Raw genomic sequence first — 26,926 nt, forward strand, 5'->3', positions numbered from 1 at the left:
CAAAAAAAATAGCTGTAAAACATTAACGTGCCATCTTAATTATTTGGGATTTTTTTTATACCTATTATAGCGAATACCAGCAACTTCTTTTTTTACACTCAGTAGCTCTGTATCGATTTCTCCTTGACTGATGCTTAATAAAATGCCAAGTGCAATACCTGTAAAGACAAGTGAGGTGCCACCCATACTCACGAATGGTAATGGCAACCCTGTGACAGGTCCAAGGCCTACTGCAATCGCCATGTTCAATAAAGCTTGTAATACAAGTAAAAGACTTATTCCGGTAGCCAAAATGCCTCCATAGTAACTAGTTGCTGTAGGCAGCAAAGCGATGGCCCTATAGAGCAAAAGCAAATAAAGCACTATAACAAATATACCGCCTATGAGGCCATATTCCTCAATTAAGATGGCATAAATAAAATCGGAGTAGGGGTGGGGCAAGAAGTTACGTTGGGTGCTATTACCAGGTCCTTTACCAGCCAGTCCGCCTGTTGCAATAGCAATGTAAGATTGCTCAGCTTGAAAGGAGACATTACCTTTGAGAAAATTTTCTATCCGTTTGATGGCTGTTCCGCCACGTTGCCCCCAGGTCAATGCCCCCCCTGCAACTAGGAGACCAGAAATTATAATAATCAGTAAGTACTTAATAGGAATTCTGCCGATGAACATGAGTACCAAACAAGTACCAAATAATAGAATGGCGCTAGAGAAATTGGTTAAGGCGATTAAACCGCTAATCAAGCCAGACCAGGTTAACATAGGCAAACAAGCAGTTCTAAAGTAAGTGATATTTTTTTGTTGTTTGGCCAACATATGGGCCATGCGTATAATGAGCGCAAGTTGTGCTAGGTCAGATGGTTGAAAGGATTTATTGATAAAAGGGATATTCAGCCAACGAGAAGCTTCATTTAACTTTAAACCATATTGCCAAGTTACCAACAATAGTGGTATGGACATCCAAAGCGCAACTTTTGCCATAGCAGCATAGTAGCGGTGATCCACCCGATGGCTTAGCCACATAGCGGATAATCCAGCGCCTATGAGCAGGGTCTGCCTAAGCAAATAATATTCGGTATTATGGTGCATTTGTCTATAGGCTAAAGAGCTAGAAGCACTGTAGACGGTTAGAATACTTAGGCTAGACAATACCAATGCAATGGCCCATATGATGGGGTCTCCTTTTAGTTTTGCTTTAATCAACTGCTTCATAGGCGATGTATAGAATGCTTATGCCTGAACCGTATCATGGAAAAGTGCATACAAACTTAACGCTATTTTATAAGATGTAAGTTTATAAAACTTCTACTGGAAACAAAATTGACTTAGGAAGCCTATATAATATTAATCTTCATAATCAATTAATATGGTTTTTTACTATCTTTGCTTTTCTAAATATTTTATGGGAAAGCAATATGGTCATGCATCCATGAAAATATTCAGTAACATCAACAGCATAACTTTCAAGTTTAATTCATGGCAATCAAAATAAGCGGTCAGTGCAGTTTGGTGGATGTTTTAGCTAGTCAAGGTAAGTGCAAGCGGACTATTATTCTGTTCCCTCTTTTACTATTTTTCTGCGGTCTTTGTAAGGGCAAACAAGTTCTAAGTCATTCTAAAGTATCTGATTTGCCATTAGGCAATGCAATAGCAACAAATTACATGTCTATTCCGGAATTTAGGCCTAAACTTAATCTTAATCTTAATACTGATATTACTTATAGTTCTGGTTATGAGCCTACTTATAGTTCTGGTTATGCATCTAATGATGAGCCTACACCACCGATACCACCCTTATGTAAGCCTGAAGAAACAAATGTAAGTTTTGACTTAAAAAAAGAAATTGAGGAAATGCGCAAAGAAGCGGATAAAAGCAGGGGATGTACATGGCAGCTTTCAGGAGATAAATTGACACGAGTAGTAGGAAATAGCTGTAATAGCCTATACGCTATAGAAGACTATGTCGTTATAGGACTCAATATATATCGTGCCGCAAAAAAAGTCTGTGAATTGTATAAAAAAAATGAGTCTGAAATTGTAGATGATGCCAGTAGGTTTCTTCATTATTATAAGGATGAATTTGAGCGTTATCATGATTATGAAAAGAACCAAAAAGCAGCAGAAGAAGCTCATTGGATACAGACAATCAAAAATATAAATGAAGCAGTTGTATTGTATTTACAAAATAACCTCTTTCCGGGAGTCGCTCTAGATATCATAAACAAACAACTAAGATTAGCAGAAAATTATGTTGGACTAGAGGATACACACTATGACGTTACTACTGTCTTTAAGATAAAAGGAAAAGAATTTGAATTAGAAGATAAAAAGAGTTTCCCACTAACAGAAAAACAGAAAGAGAAAATACGAAACAGAGCATCGGAACATTGGTTTAAGCGTTTAGACGAATTTGAAAAAAAGTTGTTTAATGCCTATGTAGATAAGTTTTTAGATGATAAACATTATACTCCAACCCAACTTCGAGATATTATAGGGTGTAGAAATGCATATGAAAAAAAAGTTTGGTATTATGATCAAAATCATAAGATTCTATTAGGCCATTATTTCCACAGTGGATCATTAGCGTCACCTTATGCACGCGAAGATGAGGAATCTAGAGCAGCTGACTGGGAAATTACTCAACAGAACTGGGAACAAGTCCGACAAAAGTTCAACAATATGGTATGGCTATCCTTAAATCGTAATATGGGCGGACAGAATATACCATTCTTAAAGAAGCTGAGTGAAAAAAAGATTGTAGAAGATACGCGAAAAGCAGTAGGGCCTGATCAATTTATGAATTTCTCAATCAATGAACTAGCAACCAAACCTATATTTAAGGACCTAGTTCGTACACTACCAAGTAATTTACCAGGGTCTAGTGAAAGTCTTGTTCACAACAAGGAAGTAGAAGATTCAAAAAATAAAAAATATTGTAAATCACATGAAAGATTAAACAAAGCTGCTGAACAATTTGATGCAAGCAATTTGTGGAAACAAAACACTACGCTAAATGATAATTGCTTTGCCAACCTTGCTGCAGATTGTGCATTATGTAAGATGCTATTAGGAGAACATATTGGCATTAGTTGTAAAAGTGGTAAGGATAGAACTGGTATGATGAGTTCTTGGATTGATTCAAAGATTATTCGCGCACACTATCCAGATTTAGATCAAAAGAATAGTCCAGTCTATAAATATCTAGCCTATAGTGGACATTATCAATTATTGGCTTCGATAAATGGAGGGATGCCAGGTAGGTTTGGTATGAAAAATGTGAGGCCGTTGTGATAGGTTGAAGGTATAATTTTGATTAATCTTCCAGGGTTATTTCCTTGCCATATTTGATGTTATAGTGGTATAAAACTATTTATTTACTGATTTTTTAGTCATTTTCAATCTATTTTGGACACACCATTCCCCTAGATACCTCTTAATATGATGTTTGGGGACCTATATAAGTTATAGGCTATTGCCTCCATAACATGTTGCGTATGGGTTTTAGCAAGGCCTATATATCTGGCTCCTGAGCTACGGAACCAACTTTTAATACTTCCAAATACCCGTTCTACTTTATAGCGCGTTTTAGATACTAATTTATTAAACCGTTTAGCAGTGGGTGATAAAGGATTGTTTCTAGCCCCTTTTTTCTGAATAGCTGATTTTAACTTCTTTTTCTTTAGTAAATTTTCGTTGGGCGACCCGCTATAGCCTTTATCTGCATAGAGTCTGCTGCCTGATTTTAGCCTTACTTTATCCAATAATACCTGTAAATGCCCACTATCATGACTAGATGCTTTTGTGGTACCTACGGCTAGCACCAACCCCTCTTTGCTTTCCACAAGAACATGCCGCTTATAGCCATAGTAGAGATGATGGCCTTTTTTTATCCAACTTGCTTCTGGATCTACTCCTTTTTGATAACTTTCAGCTGTGGTTATGGTTCCATCTTCATGCAGATCGTAGCTTTTTTTACCTTTAGGGCGTCTAGGGGTAGGGGTAATAGAAGCATCTACAGCTGCTGAACCGTTTTGAACCAATACACCATGATCAGATAGCTGATTATTAATGATATGCAATAACTTTTCTAAAGCATTCTTCTCTGTAAGGGTAGTTCTAAATCTACTTAGTACACTATGATCTGGAACAGAACTATCCATCGAAATACCACAAAATCTGCTAAAAGTGATACGATCATTCACTTCTTCTTCGACTGCATAGTCGCTCAAGCCATACCACGTCTGTAGCAATAGCATTTTGAATAGAAGCAGAGGACTATAGGCCGGTTTGCCTGATAAACGTAAACCTTTAGGATAATGTAATCGGAGTGCTTTTTCTACTACTGACCAATTAACTAGCTTGTTGATTTGATCAAAGAAAGTGTGTTTGCACTTACGCTTATTGGCGGAAATATCTGAAAAACTTAATTGCTTAGTTTGCTTGAGCGACATACACAATATTATTAAAAGTTTTAAGCATCAATACCTAAAAAAATCAATAGAATTTAACCTTTTTTTACCTTCTTCTAAAAAATAAAAAGATACTTTTTATGGCAAATCGTAAAGGTCTATTGCAACGGCCTCAATGTGAAGAAAAATGCAGAAGCTTATCACTTTAGTGAACCACTCTTTTGTAAACCAGCAGGTTTAACAGATATCAAATTAAACAAAAACAGACAAGGTGAAGAGGATATTCAGCATAGTGATAGTGATAAGGAAATGTTTTTACCGAATCTCTCTGCGGGTCGGTGAGTCTGCCTTACTGATTAAGGCATGGTACCTTTTGGATAGCATGCCAACGGCTGTAATCCAAATGATGCAAATTAAAAAAAACATTACCATTAAAAATGGCGCCAATTGACTGGGTTGTGCAGCAGCAAAAATAGTATAACAGATCACTTGTAAAATAGCGCCTGCAGATTTGCCTATTTTGCCACCTAATATATCCACTGCTGCTTTCCCCTTTGTGCCCATTTCACTGTCTAAAGGAATATAGACCATCTCCTTGGTTACATCAAAAAAACAATATTTGGTTCCCTTAGCCAATACGTTTTGCAGCCCACCAATGGCTACAATAGCAGTTAAAATAGGTATACCCATTACCGTATCTGATACAAAATGGTAGTGCATAGCAATGATCAGCAGGAAAAAAGAGCCTCCCACTATCAGTGTGGTAACAGGCGTGATTAACGCTGCACCTAACCAATTTAATTTCCGAATCACTATGTTGCCAAAACAAGAACAAATTAATGTACAAACACCTGTCCAAAATAGGACCTTGCCTTGGTACGTGATAAAACTAGTAGGATCTTGCTTGTAAAAAAGACTGGTTTCATAAAACCAAAGCCCCTCTATTAAGTGCACAACCATAGAGTAAGAGATCATTAATATACAAATGAATGCGAGATATTTAGAACTGGAAATCATTCTAAAACTTTTATATAACCCCAGCTGTAGTGTAGTGGTTGTTCTGACCGATTCCGTTGCGCTGTACATAATATACTTTTCAATATATTTATGCAAAAGTAGGATCAAGAAACATAAAAATGCAATCACGACCATAAGTGTAGCTATTTTTGGAGCTGCTTCTATTTTATACTTACCTATAAAGCGTAATAAAAAATGATCGGTACGAGAAAAGTAGACCATGATACTGCCAGAAATCAGCAGGTTGGCTTGTCCAATCAAGTTAAAAAAGAAGTAAAACCGACTGGCTTCTTCTGTGCTAGTGATTTTATTGGCCAATTGCCAATACAATAGGGTAAAGACAATCATAGGCCACAGTTCACCTAGCATGTAGAAGAGTATTAATGTCCATTTTCCCCACATTACGAAAAACCATTTAAAATGGGGATAAAGTGTAATGTAGCCATCTACTCTACAGGGATCTGGATGTAATAGCGTTTGATAGGGAAATAAAAAAAAGCCGAATAGTATAAAAAAAAAGAGAAAAAAAACTATAACGGCTCTAAAAATGGTTTCTGTGGTGTGTTTATTACATAAGATGGTATAAATCACTACAAACAGAACACCTGCCGGCATTTCGACAAATAGCTTAATAAAGCTCAATACTTCTGCGCCTATTAAGGTTACCACAAGCCCATCTTTTATGCCACGGATTAAATTTTGATTCAGTAGAATCAGAAACATCAAGGTGGCCATAGAAAAAAATTTATGCAGTGCACTGCCTTTAATGGGCCAGTGTATAGGATGCCATTTTTTTAGTAGAAGGGTTATTTGTTGCATATTGATTTGTAGTGTATTAGACCTATTTTCCAAACTATGCGTTCGTATTTGTGCACGTCACTGGTTAATAATGAATTTTATTCCACTTTTTTCTTGATAAAAAAGTGGACAAAAAATCAAGCCCTCGGCAAAAAGTTGGCGCCCCCACCCCTTACAGATGGAAAAACAGAAGTCGCCCGCTGTGCGGGCTTCAAAGGAATCTGTTTTTCCTAATCATCTGTAAGGGGTGGGGGCTGTTTCCCAACTTTTTACAGGGGCATTTTACTGCTATGGCCATAGTGTTGAACGTATACATAAGTTCTGCTTGCTGCAACTTTTTACACAGGGCTTGATGGTTTGCTACTTTTTATCAAGCAAAAAAGTAGGGTATAACAACTTTAGGATTGCCCCAAGAAAAGCATTACAAGACTATGGGCAATAGAATAGGGAACAATTTGCAAAATGCGCATGGTTAATCCATTAAAGATTGCAAAAAACTTTTTTTCTACTGTAATATTATGCTTCAATCGACCGATCCAAGTCATGCGTACTTCTGATCCACAATTTTGTGTGGCGATCAGGTCAAATGGCATAGTTAAAGCCGATACAGCTATGCCCAATAAAGCGCTTACAACCATGTTGGCGCCTATTCCACTTATATCTTTTGTAAATTCATAAGCTAATATAGATGCAGAGCCACTTAGTATATTCCTTAAAAGAATGGGGGTCACAATGTCCATAACCCTTTCCTTGCGTTTCATTAAAGGGCCTTTATTGGCAGCAATTTCTTTTGTTTCGCTATATATGGTCACCGCGGTTTCTACTATTCCTGCTAAAAAACATTCCCATATGACCAATAACGTAAAATTAGTTATTGCATAATAGCCAGTAGAACAAAGAAAAAGCCATTGTGAAATGCCAAAGGCTAAGGCGGCGATAAACTGTCGCAGTGCGTAGATATGCGCTCCGGAAAAGAATAATTTAAAATTTCTAGTACGTATGCACCTTGTCACAATAGAGGCATACGATTCCCCTGTTTCTTGATAGACTACTTTTACAAATTGAGCAGGTGCCACTAGGTAGGCTACAATCATACAAGCTATACCATGTGCAAGTGGATCAAAAAAAAAGCGATAAAGAAGTGTATTATGTTGCATAGTCATAGATGATTTGGTTCAAAGTTGCTTACTAGATGTTTTGCGAAACGCTGCTTTTGCTGGTAATTTGCCCGTTGATCCGGTGCTTAAGCCAAAGGAGCACGCAGTATGGCATAGGTAGATAAACGCAACCTGGGTTGCATTAAGATTGCACCTCACAAAATAGGCTTCCAAAGAGGGCTATTCAGTTGCTGTTGTATATGCTAAACTACCCCTTTGCCCAGGGGGGCGCTTTAAGTATTTTGCAACGGGTCTAGTACTAAACGATAAATATAGTTCTTTAAAAGAACTATATCAACTTTATTGATCAATAAAGTTGCAAAAAAGCAAGTACTGGTACAAAAAGTTTCTAAAAACTCAAGCTTTACGGAACCTTGTCAAAAATCTGTTGCAAGCCAGCTGCTATGGTTGAAACTGCTGCTCCTATATCGCCTGCACCAATAGTAAGGATGACCTGATGTCCTTGCATCGTTGCATCAGATGCTAGTTCTGTCAGTAAATCACCCATTGTCACCAAGGCTTTTCTGCTACAGGTAAGCTCGTCAAAAATCAATTGTGCAGTAATACCTGCCATGGGCGCTTCTCTGGCCGGATAGATAGGTAGTATAAACACCTGATCTGCTAGGCTTAAGCTGGCAGCAAATGTTTTGTAAAAGGCCTTGGTGCGTGAAAAAAGATGGGGCTGAAAAATGGCTGTTATCCTACTACTAGGGTAGAGCTTTTTTACTGAGTGTAGTAAAGCGCTAATTTCTACGGGATGGTGGGCATAATCATCTATAAGCAAGTATTGCACATGGCTGCAAACAAAGGAAAAGCGCCTTTTTATACCGGGAAAACTGGCCATAGCAGTTTGTATTTGGCTTGCTGTTAGGCCAACTTCCAAGCAGATAGTGATGGCTGCTAATGCATTTTCAATGTTATACAGTCCGGCTATAGGTAAAACTATATTAGCAATGGTTGTATCAGTTCCTAGGTAGTCAAAAGTACTTTGATGGGGGGTAATGGATATATTGTCTGCTATAATATTTCCTTGTTCTAACCCATAAGTTAGAACAGGCATATTATAATGGGTTGCTATTTTTAACTGATCTGCAGCCCTATGTTGTATGAGTACATTTTTCTGATTTTGACAGACAAATTCTCTAAAACTAGCTTCCATTTGGGCTGCTGTTGTGTAGGTCTCTGGGTGATCTGCATCTGCAGCGGTTACAATGCTAAAGGTTGGCTTTAGGTGGAGAAAGGATCTATTAAACTCGTCGGCTTCTGCTACCATGAATTGTACGTTATCTAATGAATGGTTATATAATAAGTTGGTATCATATAGTTGCATCATACCACCTACAAAGGCGACCATGGGCAGGTCGCTTTGATGGAGGATATGGGCGATCATAGCTGAAGTAGTTGTTTTGCCATGTGTACCTGCCACTGCTATCGTAACAAATTGCTTGGAAATGGTTCCTAGGATTTCTGCACGTGATTGGATCTTGTAACCAACCTCTTTAAAATAGTTTAAAATAGGGCTATCGGCCGGGATAGCAGGTGTATAAATCACTAGGGTTTGGCTGGGGTGGTTGCAAATAATGTCAGGAATAGCCTCTAGCCTATCTTCGCAAGCTATCAGAATACCCTCTTTTCTAAGCTGTGACACTATAGCAGATGGAGATTGATCATACCCAAAAACTTGGTAACCTTGTTTAGCAAATAATTGCGCCAAGGCACTCATGCCTATGCCACCAATCCCTATAAAGTATACAAAATCGTAGTCGTTAAATGGTAGCATAACTGTGGTTTTGAGATTTAAAACTAGATTAGAAAAAACCAACCATAATATTAGTTTTCCATAAGTTTTCCATTGAGTATTTCGATAGCTATACGCTTACGGAAGTAAGGCATGTCGTGTTGGGTGAAATTGATTGGTGCATCCCGCGCTACGTAGTCAGCAAATTTGCATACAAATACACCACAATCACTATGATTCTTCTGCTGCGGTAGGTCTTTCAAGCATTTAAGCCGCCACTCATCTTGGTTCAGTTTCCCTTGTTGTTTGTCGGTTATTTCTTGACTAAGGTAGTCTAGCAACGTTTTTAGGCAATCCCAATTTTCTCCTCCTAGCGAATCATAATACTTTATAGTCTTGCTACGAAAATCAATAACTGCTAAACACCAATGGTTTGTTAGATGAACAGGGATAAGCACCATGTCATAGGAAAATATATTCTTACCTTTAGTCCATTTTTTCACTTTTGAATAGCCACTTTTGGAAAGTGATTGTAAAAAAAAGGTATTGAATGCACAAACCCTTGGTTGTAAGTGGTTTTCTTTTTCTTCTGATCGTCTGTTAATCAGCTGCATATATGCGTTTATTATATTGTCATTGAGCCAAGTCAACCCTTGTAACCGGATTAGATCTTGCTGCATAATGGGTATGCTTTCTACATTGGTAATCAGTGTGCCAGTTGAGGTATTAAAGGCTTGTTCTACTTGGGCGAGCATCTCTTGAGTTAATATGACATTTTGTGGGTTCATCGATGGTTTTCCTGGCGCGCACGCTTGCCTATTTTCTATTTGAGGTTCCTTGTTTTTTTGTATACAGCTTGGTTGTATGTTTATTTTGTTGGCTGGTGGCAGGTGGCTCTTGTATGCGTTGTTTGCGTTGCTGTCAGTAGGTGTCATTGCGTTACTTATCCTATGATTTTTGTTCTTTTTGGTTGATTGCGTGCATAATCCAGCATAGAACATGGCATAGAAAAAAAAGATCAATATAACAGAAAAATAGAATCTCATAAAACTGTGCGGTTTCAATAAAAATGCTACAAAAAAATAATTTGTAATTATATTAAAATATTTGGTAACCTGAGTCGTTCTGGATTGGATTATTTTTTAGATCTGATAACCAATATGAATAAAAACTGTTTTGATTTGGTTCATATAAATTAATTTGAATAGACGACCTATAAATAAATGATTATGGTTATCAGTGAATTATATAGGATTTTACTAAATCCTTTATTCTATACCAGCTGTATCGAATCTTGACTGTTATACCTTCATTTTCTTTTCGTTTACCTAGTAAACCTATGGGTAGCAAGTTCAGAAAAGCATTTCTTATTTTTAATAAAAAAGTCAACAAGAATACTCCCCTTATAGCTATTGGGCAAATCGGCTGCAGCAGCTTTTGTTATGTGTGTGTTTTTTAGCTTAAAAAAATCTATTTGGGCTTTTATAATAGCCCAGCTATGGGCAAACTTACCCAGTACCAACATTCGAAGCATAGCTAATAGATCCAAGCATAGGTTTTTGATCGGATATATCAGATGGTTTGGGTGATACTTGTACAACATATATAACCTATTTCTAAAGTTTAAGTAGGTTTTAGTAGGGCTATTGTAGGGTAGGGTAGCCCCTCCTAGATGGTATACCCTACTGCTTCCGCAATAATAGACCTTCCAACCAGCAAGCTGGGCACGCCAGCAAAGATCAATTTCCTCAAAATGTGCAAAAAAAAGCTCATCGAATCCACCTAGACTATGGAAAGCTTTGGCACGTACCAATAGACAAGCCCCGCTGGCCCAAAAGACAGCTCGTGTATCGTTGTATTGTCCGCTATCTTTTTCAATGCGATGAAAGATCCTTCCTCGACAAAAGGGATAGCCATAGTCATCTATAAACCCACCAGCTGCGCCAGCATAGTCAAAGTGATCTGGTTTCCTGAGAGAAAGTATTTTAGGTTGGCAAAACCCAATAGCAGGATCTTCCTCCATAAGGGCTAGTAACGGTTCTAGCCAGTGGTTTGTAACCAGGAGATCATTATTCAATAATAGATAATAGGTGGCTTGAATCTGTTTTAGGGCTAGATTATACCCTTTTGCAACCCCATAATTTGCACCATGTACCATACAGGTCACTGTTGGGAAATGACTCCTTAGATAAGTTACAGAGCCATCTGTAGAGCCATTATCCACTACTATTATGTTATAGCGATTGCTATAGCGTAGTAGGGTAGGTAAGTATGCCTTTAATAGGGGCAGTCCATTGTAGTTTAATACTACAATGGCTACACTTGGCAGGTGGGTCATTAGGGGATGCTTTATAGCGTTCCTGCTTGTTGCTGTATCACTTCTTGGACTTTATGGTCTACTTCTTCCAAGGCTAGGTTGGCTGCACCAACTATAAGATCTTGTACCATTTTTCGATTTGTTTGATTAAATAGCGTCTCATCTATTGAAACAGCAAGGATTTTTTTATCGCCACGCGCGGTTACCTGAACCAGTCCAGCGCCTGTTTCTTTGGTTACAGTAAGTTGATCCAGTTGCTTTTTGACCGCTTCCATTTTTTCTCGGACCTGGTCCATTTGTCCAAATAGCTTGTTTATATCCATTTTTATTGCTTTCTAAAATTCCCTGTATTTTTATATGCCTGTACCATACTGGTGACCCACCATCTTATAGGCGCTAAGCTATGCACTATAACGAACGATAGGGCTAGTGGTACAATACCGCAATGCTGCTCTATCAGTAACGCACTAAAAAGCCAAATGACAATAGGCAAATCTATTAAGAGCATATACAATGCTGTTAATAGATAGCAGCCATAATTGGCCTTGCCACCACCCACCATTTTTATTAAATAAGCTTTGTCATGGCTTATTAAACTATCTAATAGCCAAGTTAATCCTAAAAAGATAAAAAACTGCTGAATGCCTAGTTTAAATCGATGGGTTTGTAAAATCTTAGCTGGCTTTATCTGCAATCCCAACATGACTACAGCTGCAATAGAAAGCATTACCAGTGCAAAAAATATAGGAAATCTAACCGGGTAAATCTTGCCACTTAGTTCAGTATATCTATTGGATTCAGGTTTGATAACTAAAAATAGTAGTGCAGCCAGTAGTAAAAGCACAAAGAGCCCTTTCATTTTACCTGTTGGTACAGTGGCTACCTGCTCATCATTACCTTGAGGAGGGTTCTGAGCTTCTTTACATAGTGGTATCAGCCATTTATTGGGCATAAGGCTGGCCAGCAAGCTACTGACCATTGTGAGGCCGACTGTGGTGGCAACTATGACCCCTATCAAAGCTAGAGTAGGAAATCCACTATTTCTTGCCACCACTATGAGCGGTATGCCTGAAATAGATAAAGGACTTGCCAGTAGCGCCATATGCGCAGCAATGGTGATAGGAACAAATAGCCGTGCTTTGTCGCTATGGAGCCCATTTTGATCGCATAGAGATGGCTGTAGCCATTTTTTATCTCCTGTTAAAAAGACCAATCCATAGCAAAACAGCGCAATCAAAAACCCATAATGATAATGGACCTGTTCTATACAGGCCCTGAGTTTGGTTTGCAGGAGATAAAAAAAACCAGCGGCTTCTAATGTGGACATTAGAAGAAACCAGGTGGTCTGTAAGAGCATTAAGTCATTAGGGGGAGCTGTAGGTTGGACTGAAAAAGTTAACAGTCCTAAGCCCAATCCGCTCAATAGACCAATCGAGACCCCACCTAAGCGTAAACCTATTATAAGCAGCAATAGGAGCATCAGCCATCCAATTGTAATCATTGTATGTATGTATTAAATATGAGAAGCGATTATAAACCACCGATATAAACCAGTAAGAAGCCGATGCCAATGGCACCAGCGATTGAAACCAAGCCTGGCAACATAAAACTATGGTTAAAAAGGAACTTGCCAATTCGGGTTGTACCTGTAGTATCTAAATGCATAGCCGCCAACATGGTTGGATAAATTGGAATAATAAAGACGCCATTTACAGCTGCTGCAGAAGCCAATAATATTTTAGGGGGAATTCCTAAAGCGATACCCAATGGAAATACCGCCTGAATTGTAGTAGCAGAGCTACCTATAATAGCAGCCATACTGAGTAGAATAATAGAAAATTGCCAGGGTGCAGAAAGGTAAGTTGATATGAACTCCAGTAAAACTGGCTTATTACTCTGCACAAATGTACTACTTAGCCAAGCAATACCTAAAATAGAGAACATCCCTTGTACGCCAGCAGTAAAGGCCTTACCCTGGGTAATAGCCTTGGGTGCAATCCGGCACAACAACATAATAGATGCAGCGGTAGATAACATTACAAGAGGCATAATGTATGCAGAGGGCAGGAGCGTTTTTAAGCCATTTATTTCCCAAGAAGGGCGTAAAGATTGCACAGAATCTATTAAAACAGTAGCCAAGCCACCTAGCAAGAAACAAACAATCGAAAGCTTTGCCGTCCCAGCACCACGTGGCAGTAGGGTAGAGGGCATAGCTGTTGCTGTTGTTTCTGTTGCCGTTGAGCCCTCGGGCATCTCTTTACCCAATAGGCTGGTTACAAATGTTGCCATGAGTAATCCACCAATGGTTGAAGGAATGATAATCTTAAAAATGGTAACAATTTCTATGCCAGAAAGCTTTAAAAACCCGCTTAAAATAACCATTATAGAAGAAATAGGACTAGCAAGCGCACCGTGCAAAGCGGCAATAACAGAAAGTGATAAAGGGCGCTCTGGTCTAATGCCTACTTCTTTAGAAACCTCTGCAATAACAGGAAGAATAGAATAAGCAATATGGTTGGTACCACCCAAAAAGGTAATCGCATAGGTTACCATAGGGCTAATATATATAATGCTACGTGGGTGTTTTCGAATACATAACTCAGCCAGTTGCACCAGATAGCTCAACCCACCTGCAGCCTCTATGGTGCCCACTGCTGCAACTACTGCAGCAATACAAAGCACGATTTGAAAAGGAGGATCTGCTGGCGTTGCATTTAAAAACACCATAAATAACCATACACCCAACCCGCCCAGCATGCTCAAACTCATGCCTTGTAACCGAGATCCCAAAAAAGAAGCGAGTAACAGTATCGCTAAGCCTATAAGCAGCATATAAAATAAATGAAATTAAGCCTTGTTAAATGGTTCCCTCTGGGCACTGCTTAAATTGAATAAGCCTACCAATGCACCACGTGCTTAGAGAGAAACTTCCGCTAAGCTACGTACAATTTGTCAAATAATAAAAAGTTTATAAAAAGAAAATAGCCTAAAAGAGCCTATCATTTTTTGTAATATCTATTTTTAGGATTTTAAATAAGTTTTAATAAGAGGGAGGGCTAATATTTTTGGAGATAATGGGCCGATCCACAGGCGTGAATAGATAAGTATATTTGTTCAATGCATCCAATCCAACGGATGGATGCCAGTCAATTGAGTAATAATCTTGAGATGGTTTCCCTATAGCTGCTTCTCCTGGCAGTTTGTATATACGATAATCTATTGTGTTGGCATCATCAATTTTTCTGCATTCTATCATTCTATCTTTACCTTCTAATGCACTAAAGCACGGTGTTTCTATATATTCTACTAATTTTTGATATAAGTCAGGGTTGTGTTTGTTAAACAATTTCAGTACCATTATACTGTTGCTTTGCCCTACGTAATGTTTTTTTTGCGCTAAGCAAGACCTATAGGCATTGGCATCTGGATTAGACACATCATCATTACCATTATGATCAGACCAGTATAGTTGACCATAATCCAATAACAGTTCTGTGTTAGCTGGAATATCCTGCGTTGCAGAAAACAATATAAATGGTGTCACCCCATCATAACTACTCCATAAGGCTAACACATTGGGTTTATTGGCTTGATGGTCATTAGATTGAGCATCATAAGTCTGATTGGCATTAATCTTGGCTAAGATATTCCCTCTTCCGCATGCACTCAGATAGAGTGGGACAGATGTATCAAGGTCGATACCAAAACTATAACTATTTAGTTTATTTACCCCATAAATGCCTTTTGTAGCTAAATAAGCAAACTCAATTGCATGATCGATAGGGTCTTCCTCACATAGCAATATACCGGTATAAATACCTAGTATAGTACCTTTGGTTATCTTTTTTTTAGCTACTACTTTATCTTGTCCATGCAAACTTTTCCTAGGGTCATCATTAGAGACTTTTTGTACTTCCAAAAGACTATCCTCTACATGGTTACCTTTAGCATAGCAATCTGTTAAAAACTTCTTGAATTGTCTATGTTCGCTTGGGTCATTAATAGATGGTTGTTTTCTCAAATCTCCTATAGCTTTTAGCAGCTTACTTGCCTTGCTACTTACCAAAATTTCATCATTTTTATTGATTACATCTGGGGTGGTATAGATAGCAGCAGAAACCTTTTTTATGGTGTCAAGATATTTGTCGTTGGTTAGTATGTTGATTACATCGTTTAATGCATCAAATGCTTTCATACCTGATCCTCTTACCAGGGCAGATAAATGACCACACTGAATACCTTGTGCTTGTAATGTTTCAAGCTTAGAGAAGCTCTCTTTATTGGTTAGCTTATTGATTAACTGCTCAAATGCTTCAGGGGATTTATGACCAGCGCCATTTACCATACTGGATAGATTGCTTACTTCAAAGCCTAAGTCTTTTAATTTTTTAAGATTGTCCCGTATATTCTCATCGCTTAGCTTATGAATTAACGCTTCAAACGCTTCAGCGGATTTATGACCAGCGCCACTTACCATACTGGATAGATTGCTTACTTCAAACCCTAATGCTTTTAACTTTTTAAGATTGGTCAGTATATTCTCATCGCTTAGCTTATTGATTAACTGCTCAAATGCTTCAGGGGATTTATGACCAGCGCCATTTACCATACTGGATAGATTGCTTGGTTCAAAGCCTAATGCTTTTAACTTTTTAAGCTTTTTCCGATTTTTCCGATCGGTTAACTTATTGAGTAACGTTTCAAACGCTTCAGCGGATTTTTTACCAGCGCCATTTAACATACTGGATAGATTGCTTGCTTCAAAGCCTAATGCTTTTAACTTTTTAAGCTTGTTCCGATTTTTCTGATTGGTTAGCTTATTAGTCAACGCTTCAAAAGTTTCAGCGGATTTATGACGCGAGTGATGTACCATACTGGATAGACTGCTTACTTCAAAGCCTAAGTCTTTTAATTTTTTAAGCTTGTCCAGCATATTCTCATCGCTTAGCGTATTGATTAACGCTTCAAATGCTTCAGGGGATTTATGACCAGCGCCACCTAACATACTGGATAGATTGCGCAGCTTAATACCATGTTGCAATATCTTCTGTAGTTTAGGTGTTAGTGCATACCCGGACGGCTCATATTTTACCAAAACTTTATTCAGGAAATTTCCATAGCGTTCTAGATCCGTGCATTTTTCGTATATACTACTGGTGAACGTAGAGGGCACCTTCAATTTGCGCAAAGCAATAAGTTGGGCTATTATTTTTTTACATAATTGGCTATTTGGCGCATTATTTATTTCCCGTTTTAACCATTTAAAAAATTTTGTATTGGGCAAACTGTCTAACCACTCTTTTGTATCCTTGTCTGGAGTACTATGGAGACTAGTATCATTGTTGATTGTATGTTTTAGTCTGTTTTTTATTGTACTGTCTTGAGCAGATATATTTTGACTTTTATTCAAATTAGCTGGAGCAACCACCTCCGTACCAGTAGCGGTAACATGATTATTGCGTATGCTTGATGATATTTGAACAGTTGCGCTTTCTTTATTGAGGATTAGATCAGGCGGTAGTGGATACTCAGATGGTTTCCTTTTTTTATTTTGGCTTGATCCCTCTTCGCCCAAAGAAAAATTTTGTAGCGCTACTCTAGCTCGTTTGCCAGCAGGGAGATTTGATGCTGCTTTATTGCTTATTTGCTGATCCAATATATAACTTGTTCGGAATATGTGTAAAGTCTTTTTTGTTTGATTTCCAGTGCAAGAAAAAATAAAAACTAAGGCAAATTTATATAATATCCAAAACAGGACGATTAAGGTCATGGGTATGTAAAATGACGAAATGTGTTGTTGTAGTGTTAAAAAATTAATATATACAAGGTTTTTGAATTATACAATAGGATTCTTGCAGACTAAAATAGAAAATAGGGGGAGGAAGGGTGGTTTTACTATGCTTTCATTGACAAAAAACTTGATTTGACACAAAAAACATTTAAAGAAGCAATTAAATTAGCTAAAAACCAAAGTACAGCCTGTTTGAAGCCCACATTAGTGGGCAAGTTCTGTTTTTTCCGCTGAACAATAGATTGTTTCATTGCCTTTACTGCGCGTCAAATCTTTTATCGGTGGCCATAAGTGCTGCGTATACCAATACTCCATTTTATCGAAGGAGATAAGGGGACCAGCCACAGGCGTGAATAGATACTATTATTTCCCAATACAAAATTTAGAAAAAATTTCTCCTAAAATCTCTTCTGTCGTAATCTCTCCCGTAATTTCACCCAATGCCTGTAGGGCACGGTTTATATCCACTACCAGTAACTCATTGGACCGTTCTTCCCCAAGTCCTGTAACCACAGCTTCTAATGCTTCTTTACTTTTTTGCAATCGGTCGCAATGGCGTATATTGATTATAATAGTGGCTGACCCATCGGTAGGTTTTTGCGCTACTAATTCCAAAAGTTTACCTTTAAGTTCTGCGATCCCCCTACCAGCTTGTGCGGCAATCAGCAAATAATCTTTAAAATTTTCTAGCGCAGCAGCTGGCGCAAGATCTATTTTATTGCCAATTTTAAGTAGCGGCAAGCCTTCCAAACCCAATGCAACTAAATCTTCTTCTGCTTGTTTCAAGGTCATATGGGAGAGGTCAACTAGGTAGAGCACTACACAGGCTTTGCTGAGTTGCTGCTTGGTGCGTTCAATGCCTATTGCTTCTATGGAATCTAATGTCTTTTCCCGTAAACCAGCTGTATCCACAAACCTAAACCGTATGCCCCCTAAGTGTAATGTTCCCTCAATGGCATCTCGTGTAGTACCTGCTATAGGCGAAACAATGGCCCGTTCTTCTTGTAATAGTTGGTTCAATAAGGTTGATTTACCCACATTGGGCTTGCCCACAATCACAACAGAAACCCCCTGTTTGATAGCATTGCCTAGGCTAAAACTATCTATAAGTGGCGTTAAGTTTTCAATCAATGCACCAGCTAAGATTTTTAAATCCTTTCTGTCTAAGAAGGCAACATCCTCTTCTGCAAAATCTAGTTCTAGTGCCAACATTGCTGCAAAGTGGCATAATGCTTTACGCAAAGTTTGTAGTTCTAAAGAAAAGCCACCGCGCATTTGATGCAGCGCAGTTTGATGGGCTAGTTTGCTATCGGCTGCAATCAAATCAGCTACCGCTTCTGCTTGAGCTAAATCAAACCGTCCATTTAAAAACGCCCTTTTGGTAAATTCACCCGGCTCCGCTATGCGAACACCTTGTGCTACAAGCAATTGGATCAATTGTTCGACAATAAAAGGTGCACCATGACAAGAAATTTCCACAGCATCTTCTTTAGTAAAGGAGTGGGGCGCAATAAAAATGGAAACCAATACCTCATCAATTGTAACATCTCCCTGTTTTATGAGGCCAAAATGGATCGTATGGGAGGCTTGTTGGGTTAAATCACTTCCACAAAATAGTTGGTTGACCATTTCAATGACCCCCTTTCCAGATAGGCGCACTACGGCAATGGCACCAACACCTTGTGGTGTAGCTAGTGCAACAATAGGATCTTGATTATAATGCATTTTATTGTATAAATAAGGCTTCTGGGTACCCTACTTCCATTAATGTTAAGCCGTGTGGTGGCATTAAAGTAAGTGTTGGACGGACCTCAGGTTTGTGTCTAATGAGTTGTGTTAACGTGGTTACATCCATTTGACCAGTTGCTACTTTCAGGATCATCCCTACAATCGCTCGCACCATACCTCGCAAAAAACGATTTGCTTTTATGTAAAAAACAACCTTGTAATCTGTCTGCAGCCAAAAAGCCTCCTCTACATTACACATAAAACCCTTTGTTGCATCGGTTACCTTACTGAAAAATTCAAAATCAGCTTTCCCGGTAAACATAGCTGCTATCTGGTTCAATAAGGTAAGCGGTGGCATGCGGCGCAACCAGACTGCTTTGTCTCTATAAAAGGGATCTTTTTCTGTAACGATGGTATAGGCATATTTACGATGGCTTGCATCAAAACGGGCATGGGCATCCGCTATTACTGGCCGAATGGCGCTAATGCTGATATCAGATGGCAAAATCCTATTCATCTTGTAGGCTAAATGGGTAGGATCTATTGGTGTGACGAGATCAAAATGGGCTACCTGTTGCACTGCATGGACCCCTTTATCTGTTCGACTGCTGCCTGAAACAACCACTGCAGTAGCTAGCAGCTTGCCAAGCGCCATTTCTATTACCTGTTGCACCGCAACTGCATTTTTTTGAATCTGCCAGCCACTATAGGCTTTACCAAAATAGGATATATATATAAAATAACGCATAAGATGCCTTGGCGTAACCTATTTGCTTGTGCTAAGCTAAGCTTGAAATAAGGTTAAAAAAATTATTACAAAGTTAAGCATGCTAAGGCATTTATATCATTCTTTTCTATTAGATATCTTTTAAAGCCATTAGAAATCGACTTTCAAAAGAGGTCTGATGAACTAATTTTACGTAAATTTACCTTACTTACAAAGACCATCATCTAGCATACCAATCATATGCCAGTTGTATGGAACTTGCTTATATAGACCTTCTGCAAAATCTATTTGTGATCAGCAATTTTTAGGAGAAGCGTAGTCGAGCACCGCAGCATACTAGATGTATTTGAGGAGTATAGACAAGCTTCGACACCAAAATTGCCATTAGAAATAGGTTTTGCAGAAGGTCTTATGTTTTAACATAGAAATCGATGCATATAGTTCCAGAAAGCTTACTTATTGCCGGCTCTTTTTTACTTTTTCTCAGTATTGTGATTACCAAGCTGTCTACCAGATTGGGTATTCCAGCATTGATTATTTTTTTGTTGGTAGGCATGGCGGCAGGTCATGAAAAATTGGGCAATATTGATTTTCATAATCCCATAGCTGCTCAATTATTGGGTGCTATTACCCTGAGTTTGATTCTTTTTACAGGGGGTATAGAAACCGAGTATAAGCATATACGCCCCATTCTTTGGAATGGTATATTGTTGGCCACTGTAGGTATTTTAATTACTACCTTTAGTGTAGGGCTATTTATTTGGGGCATTACAGCCCTCTGGGGGGGTAGCATACAATTTACTTTATTAGAAGGGCTCCTGATGGGCTCAATTGTTGCTTCTACAGATGCAGCTGCTGTCTTTGCAATTATTCGCGCTAAAAACATGCACCTCAAGGCCAATCTCAGTCCTCTATTAGAGCTAGAATCTGGAAGTAACGATACAATGGCTTGGTTTTTAATGTTTTTGTTTAAAACATTACTCATTACCAAACAGGCCATTAGCCCCATGTCAGCTATTTTTATCTTTATTCAAGAGATGGTTGTAGGAGGGCTAGCTGGTTTTTTAGTCGGTAAAATCATGCTTTTACTGTTGGACAACTTGCGTCTTGCCAACCGTTCGCTTTACCCCGGCTTGATGCTGGCTGTTGTTATTTTTACCTATTCAGCTACACATTTTTTGCATGGCAATGCCTTTCTTGCCGTTTATCTTGTAGGATTGATTTTAGGGAATAAAGATTTCCCACATAAAAAAAGTATTATTCAATTTTGTCAAGGCATTTCTTGGTTGATGCAAATCATTATGTTTATTATGCTTGGGCTGTTGGTGTATCCTGCTAAGCTCATACCTATAGCTGGGATTGGCCTATTGCTTTCCATCTTTTTAATGTTTGTAGCCCGGCCGCTGAGTGTTTTTATTTCCTTGTTTTTTTCTAAAACATTAAACTTAAACCATAAGATTTTTGTCTCTTGGGTAGGTCTTAGAGGGGCGGTTCCGATTGTGTTTGCTACTTATCCATTGCTGGATAATATTCATCAAGCAGATGTGATCTACCATATTGTTTTTTTTATTGTGCTTACTTCTATCTTATTTCAAGGCACCACACTTTCGCCCCTTGCCAAGTGGCTACAACTAGAAGCACCCAAAGTGGAAAAACATGAACCTACCATTCAGTTGTCTCAAGAAGTAGACAGTGCATTAATAGAGGTGATGATTCCAGAAGATTCCCCTGCTATTGGTAAAAAAATAGTACAATTAAGCTTTCCAGAAAATGTATTGATTGTCCTTATAAAACGCAATGGCGTATATGTTATTCCCAGAGGTGATACAGTCATTACTGCTTTTGACTTGCTGATGATTATGGCAGAAAAGAATCAGGCCATTCATACGATAAAGGAGCAACTGGGTGTAGTACATTAGTTGCTTTTTAACTATAATTGTCTAGCATATCGCAAGTTGTAGTTTTTTTTATATATAGTAGGCCTCTTTAGCAATCGAGTTTCAAAAGAGACCGGAAGTAAACAACTAATTTATGTCTCAGGAATATGATCTTATTGTAATTGGAAGTGGTCCAGGTGGGTATGTTGCTGCTATTAGGGCTGCTCAGTTAGGTATGCAAGTCGCTGTTATAGAACAAGAAGCGTTGGGTGGTGTTTGCCTAAACTGGGGTTGTATTCCTACAAAATCATTGTTAAAAAGTGCTCAGGTATTGGATTATTTGAACCATGCTGCAGCTTATGGTATTGAAGTAGCTCAAGTTAGACCTAATTTTAAAGCCATGATGCAGCGGAGTCGGGATGTTGCAGCTACTATGAGCAAGGGCATTCACCATCTTTTTAAAAAGCATAAAATTACTGTTTTAGAAGGGCGTGGCAAGCTGCTTCCCAATGGTACTGCTTCCGTTACCACACCAACCGGTGCTACCCACCTTTACCGTGCGCAACATATTATCTTAGCCACTGGTGCAAGAAGCCGTCAGTTGCCGCATCTCCCTATTGATGGGTCCCATGTTATAGGCTACCGAGAAGCACTTGCACGCACGACTCAACCAGCCTCTATCGTGATTGTAGGAGGCGGTGCGATTGGATGTGAATTTGCCTACTTTTACCATACAATAGGCACCAAAGTGACTTTGGTGGAGTGTAGCCCCTATTTATTGCCCCTTGAAGATGAAGATGTATCCAAACAAATCCTCAAATCTTTTACTCAAAAAGGTATGCAGGTCTATACGGCTGCAGAAGTTACCAAAGTAGAGGTGGTGCAAGCTTCCCCTATAGTACATATTGCTACCCAATCAGGCGATCTACAGATTCGAAGCGATTTGGTCCTTGCTGCCGTTGGTGTACAGCCTAATATAGAAAATATTGGTTTAGAAGAGAATGGAATTCTTATGGAAGCAGGTAAGGTTGCGGTAGATCCCTATTATAGGACCAGTTGTAATGGGGTTTATGCGATTGGAGACCTTGTCAAAGGGCCCGCTTTAGCCCATGTAGCCTCGGCAGAAGGGATTATTTGTGTAGAAAAAATAGCAGGTCTTACACCAGAGCCATTGGATTACAAGAATCTACCCGCTTGCACCTATGCACAACCTGAAGTAGCTTCCGTAGGTTATACAGAAAAATCTGCAAAAGAAGCCGGTTATGATATTAAAGTAGGCATCTTCCCATTTGTTGCTTCTGGCAAAGCACATGCAGCTGGTACGCCAGAAGGGTTTGTAAAAGTAATTTTTGATGCCCAGTATGGGGAATGGCTTGGTGCACATATGGTGGGTGCCCATGTCACAGAAATGATTGCAGAAGTAGTTGTGGCACGTAAGTTGGAAACTACTGCATATGAAATTCAAAATAGTACCCATCCCCACCCGACTATGTCAGAAGCCATTATGGAAGCAGTGGCTGCTGCTTATGGAGAAGTGATTCACCTTTAATGGTTAAAATAGGATGCAGGCTACTATTCAAAAAAAGTTGCACTATTTAAATTTAAATATCCTTTATATTTGGGTAGTATGGTTTTTAGCTTTGGAATAAAATAGATGGAACATACAGCTGCTTAGATAGAAAAAGTGCAATGTGCCTATTGCATACCGGTTGGTTAATTAAGCTATAAAACAAATTTGCATCCAGCATGGAAAAAACAGAATCATTACAAAGTAGTCTAGAAGATGGTATTTTGACCATTACTTTTAAATCCGGTTCAAAATCTTTTACTTTAACAGATAAAAGGCTTATTGAATTGCGTAATGTCATTCAAGAAGTATATGACGATGATGCCATAGAAGGCGTAATCATTACTGGAGAAGGAGAAGAAATTTTCTCTTTAGGAGCGGAGGTTTCTGAGTTACTCAAGTTAAGTGAATTGAATGCAAGAAAGTTTGCAGAAAATGGCCAAGAGGTATTGGCTTTTATAGAAAATTGTCCTAAGCCTATTTTAGCTGCTGTGAATGGTTATGCATTTGGTGCTGGTTTTGAGCTGGCATTGGCTTGCCATTTTCGATTTGCTTCTGAGAATGCGATTTTTGCTTTTCCAGAAATTGCCTATGGAGTTATTCCTGGTTTTGGCGGCACCCAGCGGTTGACGCAGTTATTAGGAAAGACCAAAGCACTAGAATACCTCATGACTGGTAAGCGTATTGGTGCAGAAGATGCAGAGCGTATGGGCCTGGTGAGTGAAGTGGTCAGCTATAAGGAAGAAATGCTTAAAAAAGCTAAAAAGTGGCTTACCTCTATTGCCAACAATGCAGACCTAGCATTGGGCATGTTGGTAACTTGTGTCAATGCTGCTGAAAACCCAGATGAAAATGGCTTTCAAACAGAAGCCAATGGTTTTGCCAATTGTTTTAAAGCGGTAGATCTGAAAGAGAAACTTATGAAGATTTTTGATAAACAGGCGCTGCTAGAAGCGAAATAGCGTAACGGAAAAGTTGGAAGTGCGTTAAAATAAATTGGATAGCTCAGAAAAATTATCTAAATTTGGGTTTCTTATTTCCCTGGAGCTTAATCAATGGATAGAGATTTAAGAATTGGGGGCGGTAATCTATAATAGGCTTGGCGTCATGTGCCAGTTAAATGAATAATTTAAATAAAAATGAGCAAAAACCTTAAAAAGTATCTATTTATAAGTGTTCTTTACCTTCCTGCACTAGGGTTGGCTGGATGCAGTGGTGCTAGGCAGATTGGGTTCATTAAGCAGGGGGAGTTATCAAACAAAAGTGAAACACCTCAGGGTTTACAATCTGTCAATGACATAAAAAATGATACACTCACACCTAAAAAATCTACTACTGATGCCGTAGGGCAAATTGTAGGAGGGGAAAGTGCAGTAAGTAACAATCCTTCCATAGCTAATATTTCTGTTGATATTGCTGGCTACCTTGGTGAGGTAGTTGGAGGTGTTTTGGGAGGTGCAGTTGGGGGAGGAGTTGGTGCTATGGGAGGTGGGGTGTGTGCTGTTGGTAGCAGTGGCTCCATTGTGAAAAGTATAGAGGATGGTTCTAGCAAAGGTGCGTATTATGGTAGTGCTATTCTGGCCCCTATTGGTAAGCATACTTTTAGTGGAGCTACTCGTGGTGTAATACTGGCTACACCCTATGTTTTCAATAGTCTTGGGTGGGTTGTGGCTAATGTTTGTTATGGCATTACATCTCTTGCTTCTTCCTTTTATAACTATTGGACTAAGGTTCCTGATGTTGCGACTCCTGATATTTCGAGTTATGATTTTGGTAAGGAGACCGAAGAGGGTTTGACCGTGATTACATTTAAAGTCAATGAATCTTCTAGTAATCAGCCTAAAGGTGATCCTGATAGTGGCATCGATACTGATGAGGATGACGAAGAGTGTGGTGTTTATTATGATGCTGAGGATGGCGGTCAATAATTTTCGTTCATACCTTTTATCCTTCTCATAACACTGCCTAAAAAAGATATTCCAAAAAGTTGGAGTGAGAAAGTAGGTATCTATTCACGCCTCTGGCTAGCCGCCTTATCTCCTTCGATAAAAAGTCTGGCCCGATAGTAAATAGCTGAATCGATATATTGTTCAGCGGGAAAATCGTGAACTCAGCCCGCAAGCGGGCTTCAAACAGGCGATTTTCTAATCCGTTGAACAATAATCGCTCACGTGTTAGTCTTTTACTAGAGCGCCATTTTTTTATCGAAGGAGATGCGGGGCTGGTAATGGGTTAGCCTATTTCTTTTTCAGAAAAACGTAGCCATAGTGATGAATGGATACAATTAGGTAATTCCACTTCTCTAGGTCTGCTTTTATGCCCCTTTTACGCAAGGCTTGTTTCATTCAACCAACAGCCTTAAGTTAAGGAGTACACTGTACTGTAGCTGTGTGTATAGCCCGTTAGTATGGTCTCTTGCTGATGGCTGCCGATAAAAAATTTGAGTATGCATTCAAGGTTATGGTCATAGTAGTAAAATGTCCCTGTAACGATCCATAACATTCACCCTTTAAACTGTTTTTGTTTCCTGAACAGATACCATGGATAGGCTTTATTAATAAGCATTGAATCGCCTTCAGCTTAGCAATAAACTTTAGCCTATCATTATTCAACTAAATGTAATTAATAAAATGAAAACAAACAACAATATAACACACTTTGTTTTTTATTTTCTAGTATTGATATTAACTGGATGCAATGGCCTGACAAGCGCCCGCTTGGGTTGCAAGTCGTTTGAAGCGGCTCAAGTAGTGCATACAAACCAGGATAAAGTGCCAGCCTATACGCAAACACAACAAATGCCTTTGGCTCCTCAGTCTGGTAATAATGGCAATGATGGTTTTATCTCGTTTGTCAAAAATTCACCTCTATTGATATTTGTTAAAAAATCATGTCTATCTAAACTCGAAGGTGATCTTGTTAAGTCATTGCTGGCTTATTTTTTTGACTGCCACTTTCCTTCATCTCGTTCTACCCCTGACTGTTTGTTTGATTATACGCATCAAAAGTTGGCGGATAGTCTTTATGGGCTTTTTCGTGATGCTCTTACGGCTTCTTGTAAGAAACAACTGGCGCATTTTAGGGGATTTGTGTACCGGTGCTTTGTTGACCCTGATTTCTTGAATAGTTTAACTGAGCCTTATGAGGTTGCTTATAAGGCACCTAATGCTGGTGCTGGCATGCATAAGCATTTAGATTTTATGGTGTTGTTAGGGTGTGTTAAGGACATGTATGTAGCTTCATTTGAAAGTTATACAGCTAGCCTTTTAAGAGATGTTTTGATACATGCTTTGATTCATATGCTTGGTATGTCTGCTGATTCTATGATAGTGTATTATATACCACGGTTTATTGGTAAAGATTTCTGTAAACAGATAGTAAGAGAGTGTAGCAAGGTTGTCTGTGCTTACTGCTCTGGCCCTGATTTCAGGCGTCATTTAATGATGGTTCGTAAGGCTACCAGTAAGCGGTGGCATGCTGCTGGTAATATTGGTAGGAGTGTTATAGGTGTTGCTGGAAGCTGTGTTGAAAAAGCATCTGGTATTTCTGTTTTTAGTAATGGTGCCTCTCTGGTGGCCTCTGTTGCTGACCATGCTTTTAGCAATATTTCACCTGATGCAATACATAGTAGATCATCCATTGGGAATGTTACGCAGCAGATTTGCGATAATATTTATAATGCTATTATATATGCTACCTCTACCTCTTATGTTACTTACTCTATTAATCATGTTAAGGATATCCTAAAATATATGCATGGCTAAGCATAGGAATGCCGAGCCCGATGTAGATAATGAGGTGGC

At 38.8% G+C, this 26,926-nt stretch carries 19 protein-coding genes; 6 read left to right on the forward strand and 13 right to left on the reverse strand.

Annotation, left to right across the window (positions count from 1 at the left end; translation table 11 throughout):
- Positions 1 to 39 precede the first annotated feature (39 nt).
- Positions 40 to 1,209: an FtsW/RodA/SpoVE family cell cycle protein gene (locus AAHM81_RS03180; RefSeq protein WP_342265066.1), complete on the reverse strand. Its 1,170-nt coding sequence runs from the start codon at positions 1,207 to 1,209 to the stop codon at positions 40 to 42.
- A gap of 264 nt (positions 1,210 to 1,473) precedes the next feature.
- Between AAHM81_RS03180 and AAHM81_RS03185 the strand changes: the two genes are divergently transcribed.
- On the forward strand, positions 1,474 to 3,288 hold the full coding sequence (locus AAHM81_RS03185) for an inositol phosphate phosphatase SopB (protein ID WP_342265067.1): 1,815 nt from the start codon (positions 1,474 to 1,476) through the stop codon (positions 3,286 to 3,288).
- 131 nt (positions 3,289 to 3,419) lie between these two features.
- On the opposite strand, the gene AAHM81_RS03190 is transcribed toward AAHM81_RS03185, so the two are convergent.
- From AAHM81_RS03190 to truA, 12 genes are all read right to left on the reverse strand, one after another.
- On the reverse strand, positions 3,420 to 4,448 hold the full coding sequence (locus tag AAHM81_RS03190; protein WP_342264943.1) for an IS5 family transposase: 1,029 nt from the start codon (positions 4,446 to 4,448) through the stop codon (positions 3,420 to 3,422).
- Between the two features lie 273 nt (positions 4,449 to 4,721).
- Positions 4,722 to 6,242: an NTP/NDP exchange transporter gene (locus tag AAHM81_RS03195; RefSeq protein WP_342265068.1), complete on the reverse strand. Its 1,521-nt coding sequence runs from the start codon at positions 6,240 to 6,242 to the stop codon at positions 4,722 to 4,724.
- Between the two features lie 377 nt (positions 6,243 to 6,619).
- Positions 6,620 to 7,378 carry a hypothetical protein gene (locus tag AAHM81_RS03200; RefSeq protein ID WP_342265069.1) on the reverse strand — a complete coding sequence of 253 codons (759 nt, stop codon included), beginning with the start codon at positions 7,376 to 7,378 and terminating at the stop codon, positions 6,620 to 6,622.
- 364 nt (positions 7,379 to 7,742) lie between these two features.
- On the reverse strand, positions 7,743 to 9,158 hold the full coding sequence (gene murC / locus AAHM81_RS03205; protein WP_342265070.1) for a UDP-N-acetylmuramate--L-alanine ligase: 1,416 nt from the start codon (positions 9,156 to 9,158) through the stop codon (positions 7,743 to 7,745).
- Positions 9,159 to 9,208: 50 nt separating this feature from the next.
- The gene (locus AAHM81_RS03210) at positions 9,209 to 9,904 is read right to left on the reverse strand and encodes a Ulp1 family isopeptidase (protein ID WP_342265071.1); all 696 of its coding nucleotides are present in this window, start codon (positions 9,902 to 9,904) and stop codon (positions 9,209 to 9,211) included.
- Positions 9,905 to 10,440: 536 nt separating this feature from the next.
- Positions 10,441 to 11,454 carry a glycosyltransferase family 2 protein gene (locus AAHM81_RS03215; RefSeq protein ID WP_342265072.1) on the reverse strand — a complete coding sequence of 338 codons (1,014 nt, stop codon included), beginning with the start codon at positions 11,452 to 11,454 and terminating at the stop codon, positions 10,441 to 10,443.
- 11 nt (positions 11,455 to 11,465) lie between these two features.
- Positions 11,466 to 11,756, reverse strand: coding sequence for a YbaB/EbfC family nucleoid-associated protein (locus AAHM81_RS03220; RefSeq protein WP_342265073.1), 291 nt, complete (start codon positions 11,754 to 11,756; stop codon positions 11,466 to 11,468).
- A gap of 2 nt (positions 11,757 to 11,758) precedes the next feature.
- Positions 11,759 to 12,934, reverse strand: coding sequence for an anaerobic C4-dicarboxylate transporter family protein (locus tag AAHM81_RS03225; RefSeq protein WP_342265074.1), 1,176 nt, complete (start codon positions 12,932 to 12,934; stop codon positions 11,759 to 11,761).
- Between the two features lie 29 nt (positions 12,935 to 12,963).
- Complete coding sequence (locus tag AAHM81_RS03230; protein WP_342265075.1) at positions 12,964 to 14,265, reverse strand: anaerobic C4-dicarboxylate transporter family protein; 1,302 nt, start codon at positions 14,263 to 14,265, stop codon at positions 12,964 to 12,966.
- A gap of 208 nt (positions 14,266 to 14,473) precedes the next feature.
- A complete protein-coding gene (locus AAHM81_RS03235; RefSeq protein WP_342265076.1) occupies positions 14,474 to 17,203 on the reverse strand; it encodes an SET domain-containing protein-lysine N-methyltransferase in 2,730 nt (909 codons plus the stop codon).
- A gap of 384 nt (positions 17,204 to 17,587) precedes the next feature.
- A complete protein-coding gene (mnmE, locus tag AAHM81_RS03240) occupies positions 17,588 to 18,949 on the reverse strand; it encodes a tRNA uridine-5-carboxymethylaminomethyl(34) synthesis GTPase MnmE (protein WP_342265077.1) in 1,362 nt (453 codons plus the stop codon).
- A 1-nt stretch (position 18,950) separates the two neighbouring features.
- Positions 18,951 to 19,700, reverse strand: coding sequence for a tRNA pseudouridine(38-40) synthase TruA (gene truA / locus AAHM81_RS03245; RefSeq protein ID WP_342265078.1), 750 nt, complete (start codon positions 19,698 to 19,700; stop codon positions 18,951 to 18,953).
- A gap of 410 nt (positions 19,701 to 20,110) precedes the next feature.
- Here truA and AAHM81_RS03250 point away from each other — a divergent pair, with 410 nt between their 5' ends.
- From AAHM81_RS03250 to AAHM81_RS03270, 5 genes are all read left to right on the forward strand, one after another.
- Positions 20,111 to 21,598, forward strand: coding sequence for a potassium/proton antiporter (locus AAHM81_RS03250; protein ID WP_342265079.1), 1,488 nt, complete (start codon positions 20,111 to 20,113; stop codon positions 21,596 to 21,598).
- Between the two features lie 112 nt (positions 21,599 to 21,710).
- Positions 21,711 to 23,105: a dihydrolipoyl dehydrogenase gene (gene lpdA, locus AAHM81_RS03255; RefSeq protein ID WP_342265080.1), complete on the forward strand. Its 1,395-nt coding sequence runs from the start codon at positions 21,711 to 21,713 to the stop codon at positions 23,103 to 23,105.
- 197 nt (positions 23,106 to 23,302) lie between these two features.
- Entirely contained in the window at positions 23,303 to 24,085 is a 783-nt protein-coding gene (locus AAHM81_RS03260; RefSeq protein WP_342265081.1) for an enoyl-CoA hydratase/isomerase family protein, read from the forward strand.
- Positions 24,086 to 24,262: 177 nt separating this feature from the next.
- The gene (locus AAHM81_RS03265) at positions 24,263 to 25,051 is read left to right on the forward strand and encodes a hypothetical protein (RefSeq protein WP_342265082.1); all 789 of its coding nucleotides are present in this window, start codon (positions 24,263 to 24,265) and stop codon (positions 25,049 to 25,051) included.
- 702 nt (positions 25,052 to 25,753) lie between these two features.
- Entirely contained in the window at positions 25,754 to 26,887 is a 1,134-nt protein-coding gene (locus AAHM81_RS03270) for a hypothetical protein (protein ID WP_342265083.1), read from the forward strand.
- Positions 26,888 to 26,926 lie beyond the last annotated feature (39 nt).

Origin of the sequence: Cardinium endosymbiont of Philonthus spinipes, assembly GCF_964030745.1 — a bacterium.
Lineage (GTDB): Bacteria > Bacteroidota > Bacteroidia > Cytophagales > Amoebophilaceae > Cardinium.

Excerpts from the sequence above, each read along its gene's own strand:
- AAHM81_RS03185 (WP_342265067.1), top strand. The coding sequence starts at position 1,474 with ATGGCAATCAAAATAAGCGGTCAGTGCAGTTTGGTGGATGTTTTAGCT.
- AAHM81_RS03180 (WP_342265066.1), bottom strand. The coding sequence starts at position 1,209 with ATGAAGCAGTTGATTAAAGCAAAACTAAAAGGAGACCCCATCATATGG.
- murC (WP_342265070.1), bottom strand. The coding sequence starts at position 9,158 with ATGCTACCATTTAACGACTACGATTTTGTATACTTTATAGGGATTGGT.
- AAHM81_RS03190 (WP_342264943.1), bottom strand. The coding sequence starts at position 4,448 with ATGTCGCTCAAGCAAACTAAGCAATTAAGTTTTTCAGATATTTCCGCC.
- truA (WP_342265078.1), bottom strand. The coding sequence starts at position 19,700 with ATGCGTTATTTTATATATATATCCTATTTTGGTAAAGCCTATAGTGGC.
- AAHM81_RS03210 (WP_342265071.1), bottom strand. The coding sequence starts at position 9,904 with ATGAACCCACAAAATGTCATATTAACTCAAGAGATGCTCGCCCAAGTA.
- AAHM81_RS03265 (WP_342265082.1), top strand. The coding sequence starts at position 24,263 with ATGAGCAAAAACCTTAAAAAGTATCTATTTATAAGTGTTCTTTACCTT.
- AAHM81_RS03270 (WP_342265083.1), top strand. The coding sequence starts at position 25,754 with ATGAAAACAAACAACAATATAACACACTTTGTTTTTTATTTTCTAGTA.
- AAHM81_RS03225 (WP_342265074.1), bottom strand. The coding sequence starts at position 12,934 with ATGATTACAATTGGATGGCTGATGCTCCTATTGCTGCTTATAATAGGT.
- AAHM81_RS03200 (WP_342265069.1), bottom strand. The coding sequence starts at position 7,378 with ATGCAACATAATACACTTCTTTATCGCTTTTTTTTTGATCCACTTGCA.
- AAHM81_RS03195 (WP_342265068.1), bottom strand. The coding sequence starts at position 6,242 with ATGCAACAAATAACCCTTCTACTAAAAAAATGGCATCCTATACACTGG.
- AAHM81_RS03260 (WP_342265081.1), top strand. The coding sequence starts at position 23,303 with ATGGAAAAAACAGAATCATTACAAAGTAGTCTAGAAGATGGTATTTTG.
- AAHM81_RS03220 (WP_342265073.1), bottom strand. The coding sequence starts at position 11,756 with ATGGATATAAACAAGCTATTTGGACAAATGGACCAGGTCCGAGAAAAA.
- mnmE (WP_342265077.1), bottom strand. The coding sequence starts at position 18,949 with ATGCATTATAATCAAGATCCTATTGTTGCACTAGCTACACCACAAGGT.
- AAHM81_RS03215 (WP_342265072.1), bottom strand. The coding sequence starts at position 11,454 with ATGACCCACCTGCCAAGTGTAGCCATTGTAGTATTAAACTACAATGGA.
- lpdA (WP_342265080.1), top strand. The coding sequence starts at position 21,711 with ATGTCTCAGGAATATGATCTTATTGTAATTGGAAGTGGTCCAGGTGGG.
- AAHM81_RS03230 (WP_342265075.1), bottom strand. The coding sequence starts at position 14,265 with ATGCTGCTTATAGGCTTAGCGATACTGTTACTCGCTTCTTTTTTGGGA.
- AAHM81_RS03250 (WP_342265079.1), top strand. The coding sequence starts at position 20,111 with ATGCATATAGTTCCAGAAAGCTTACTTATTGCCGGCTCTTTTTTACTT.
- AAHM81_RS03235 (WP_342265076.1), bottom strand. The coding sequence starts at position 17,203 with ATGACCTTAATCGTCCTGTTTTGGATATTATATAAATTTGCCTTAGTT.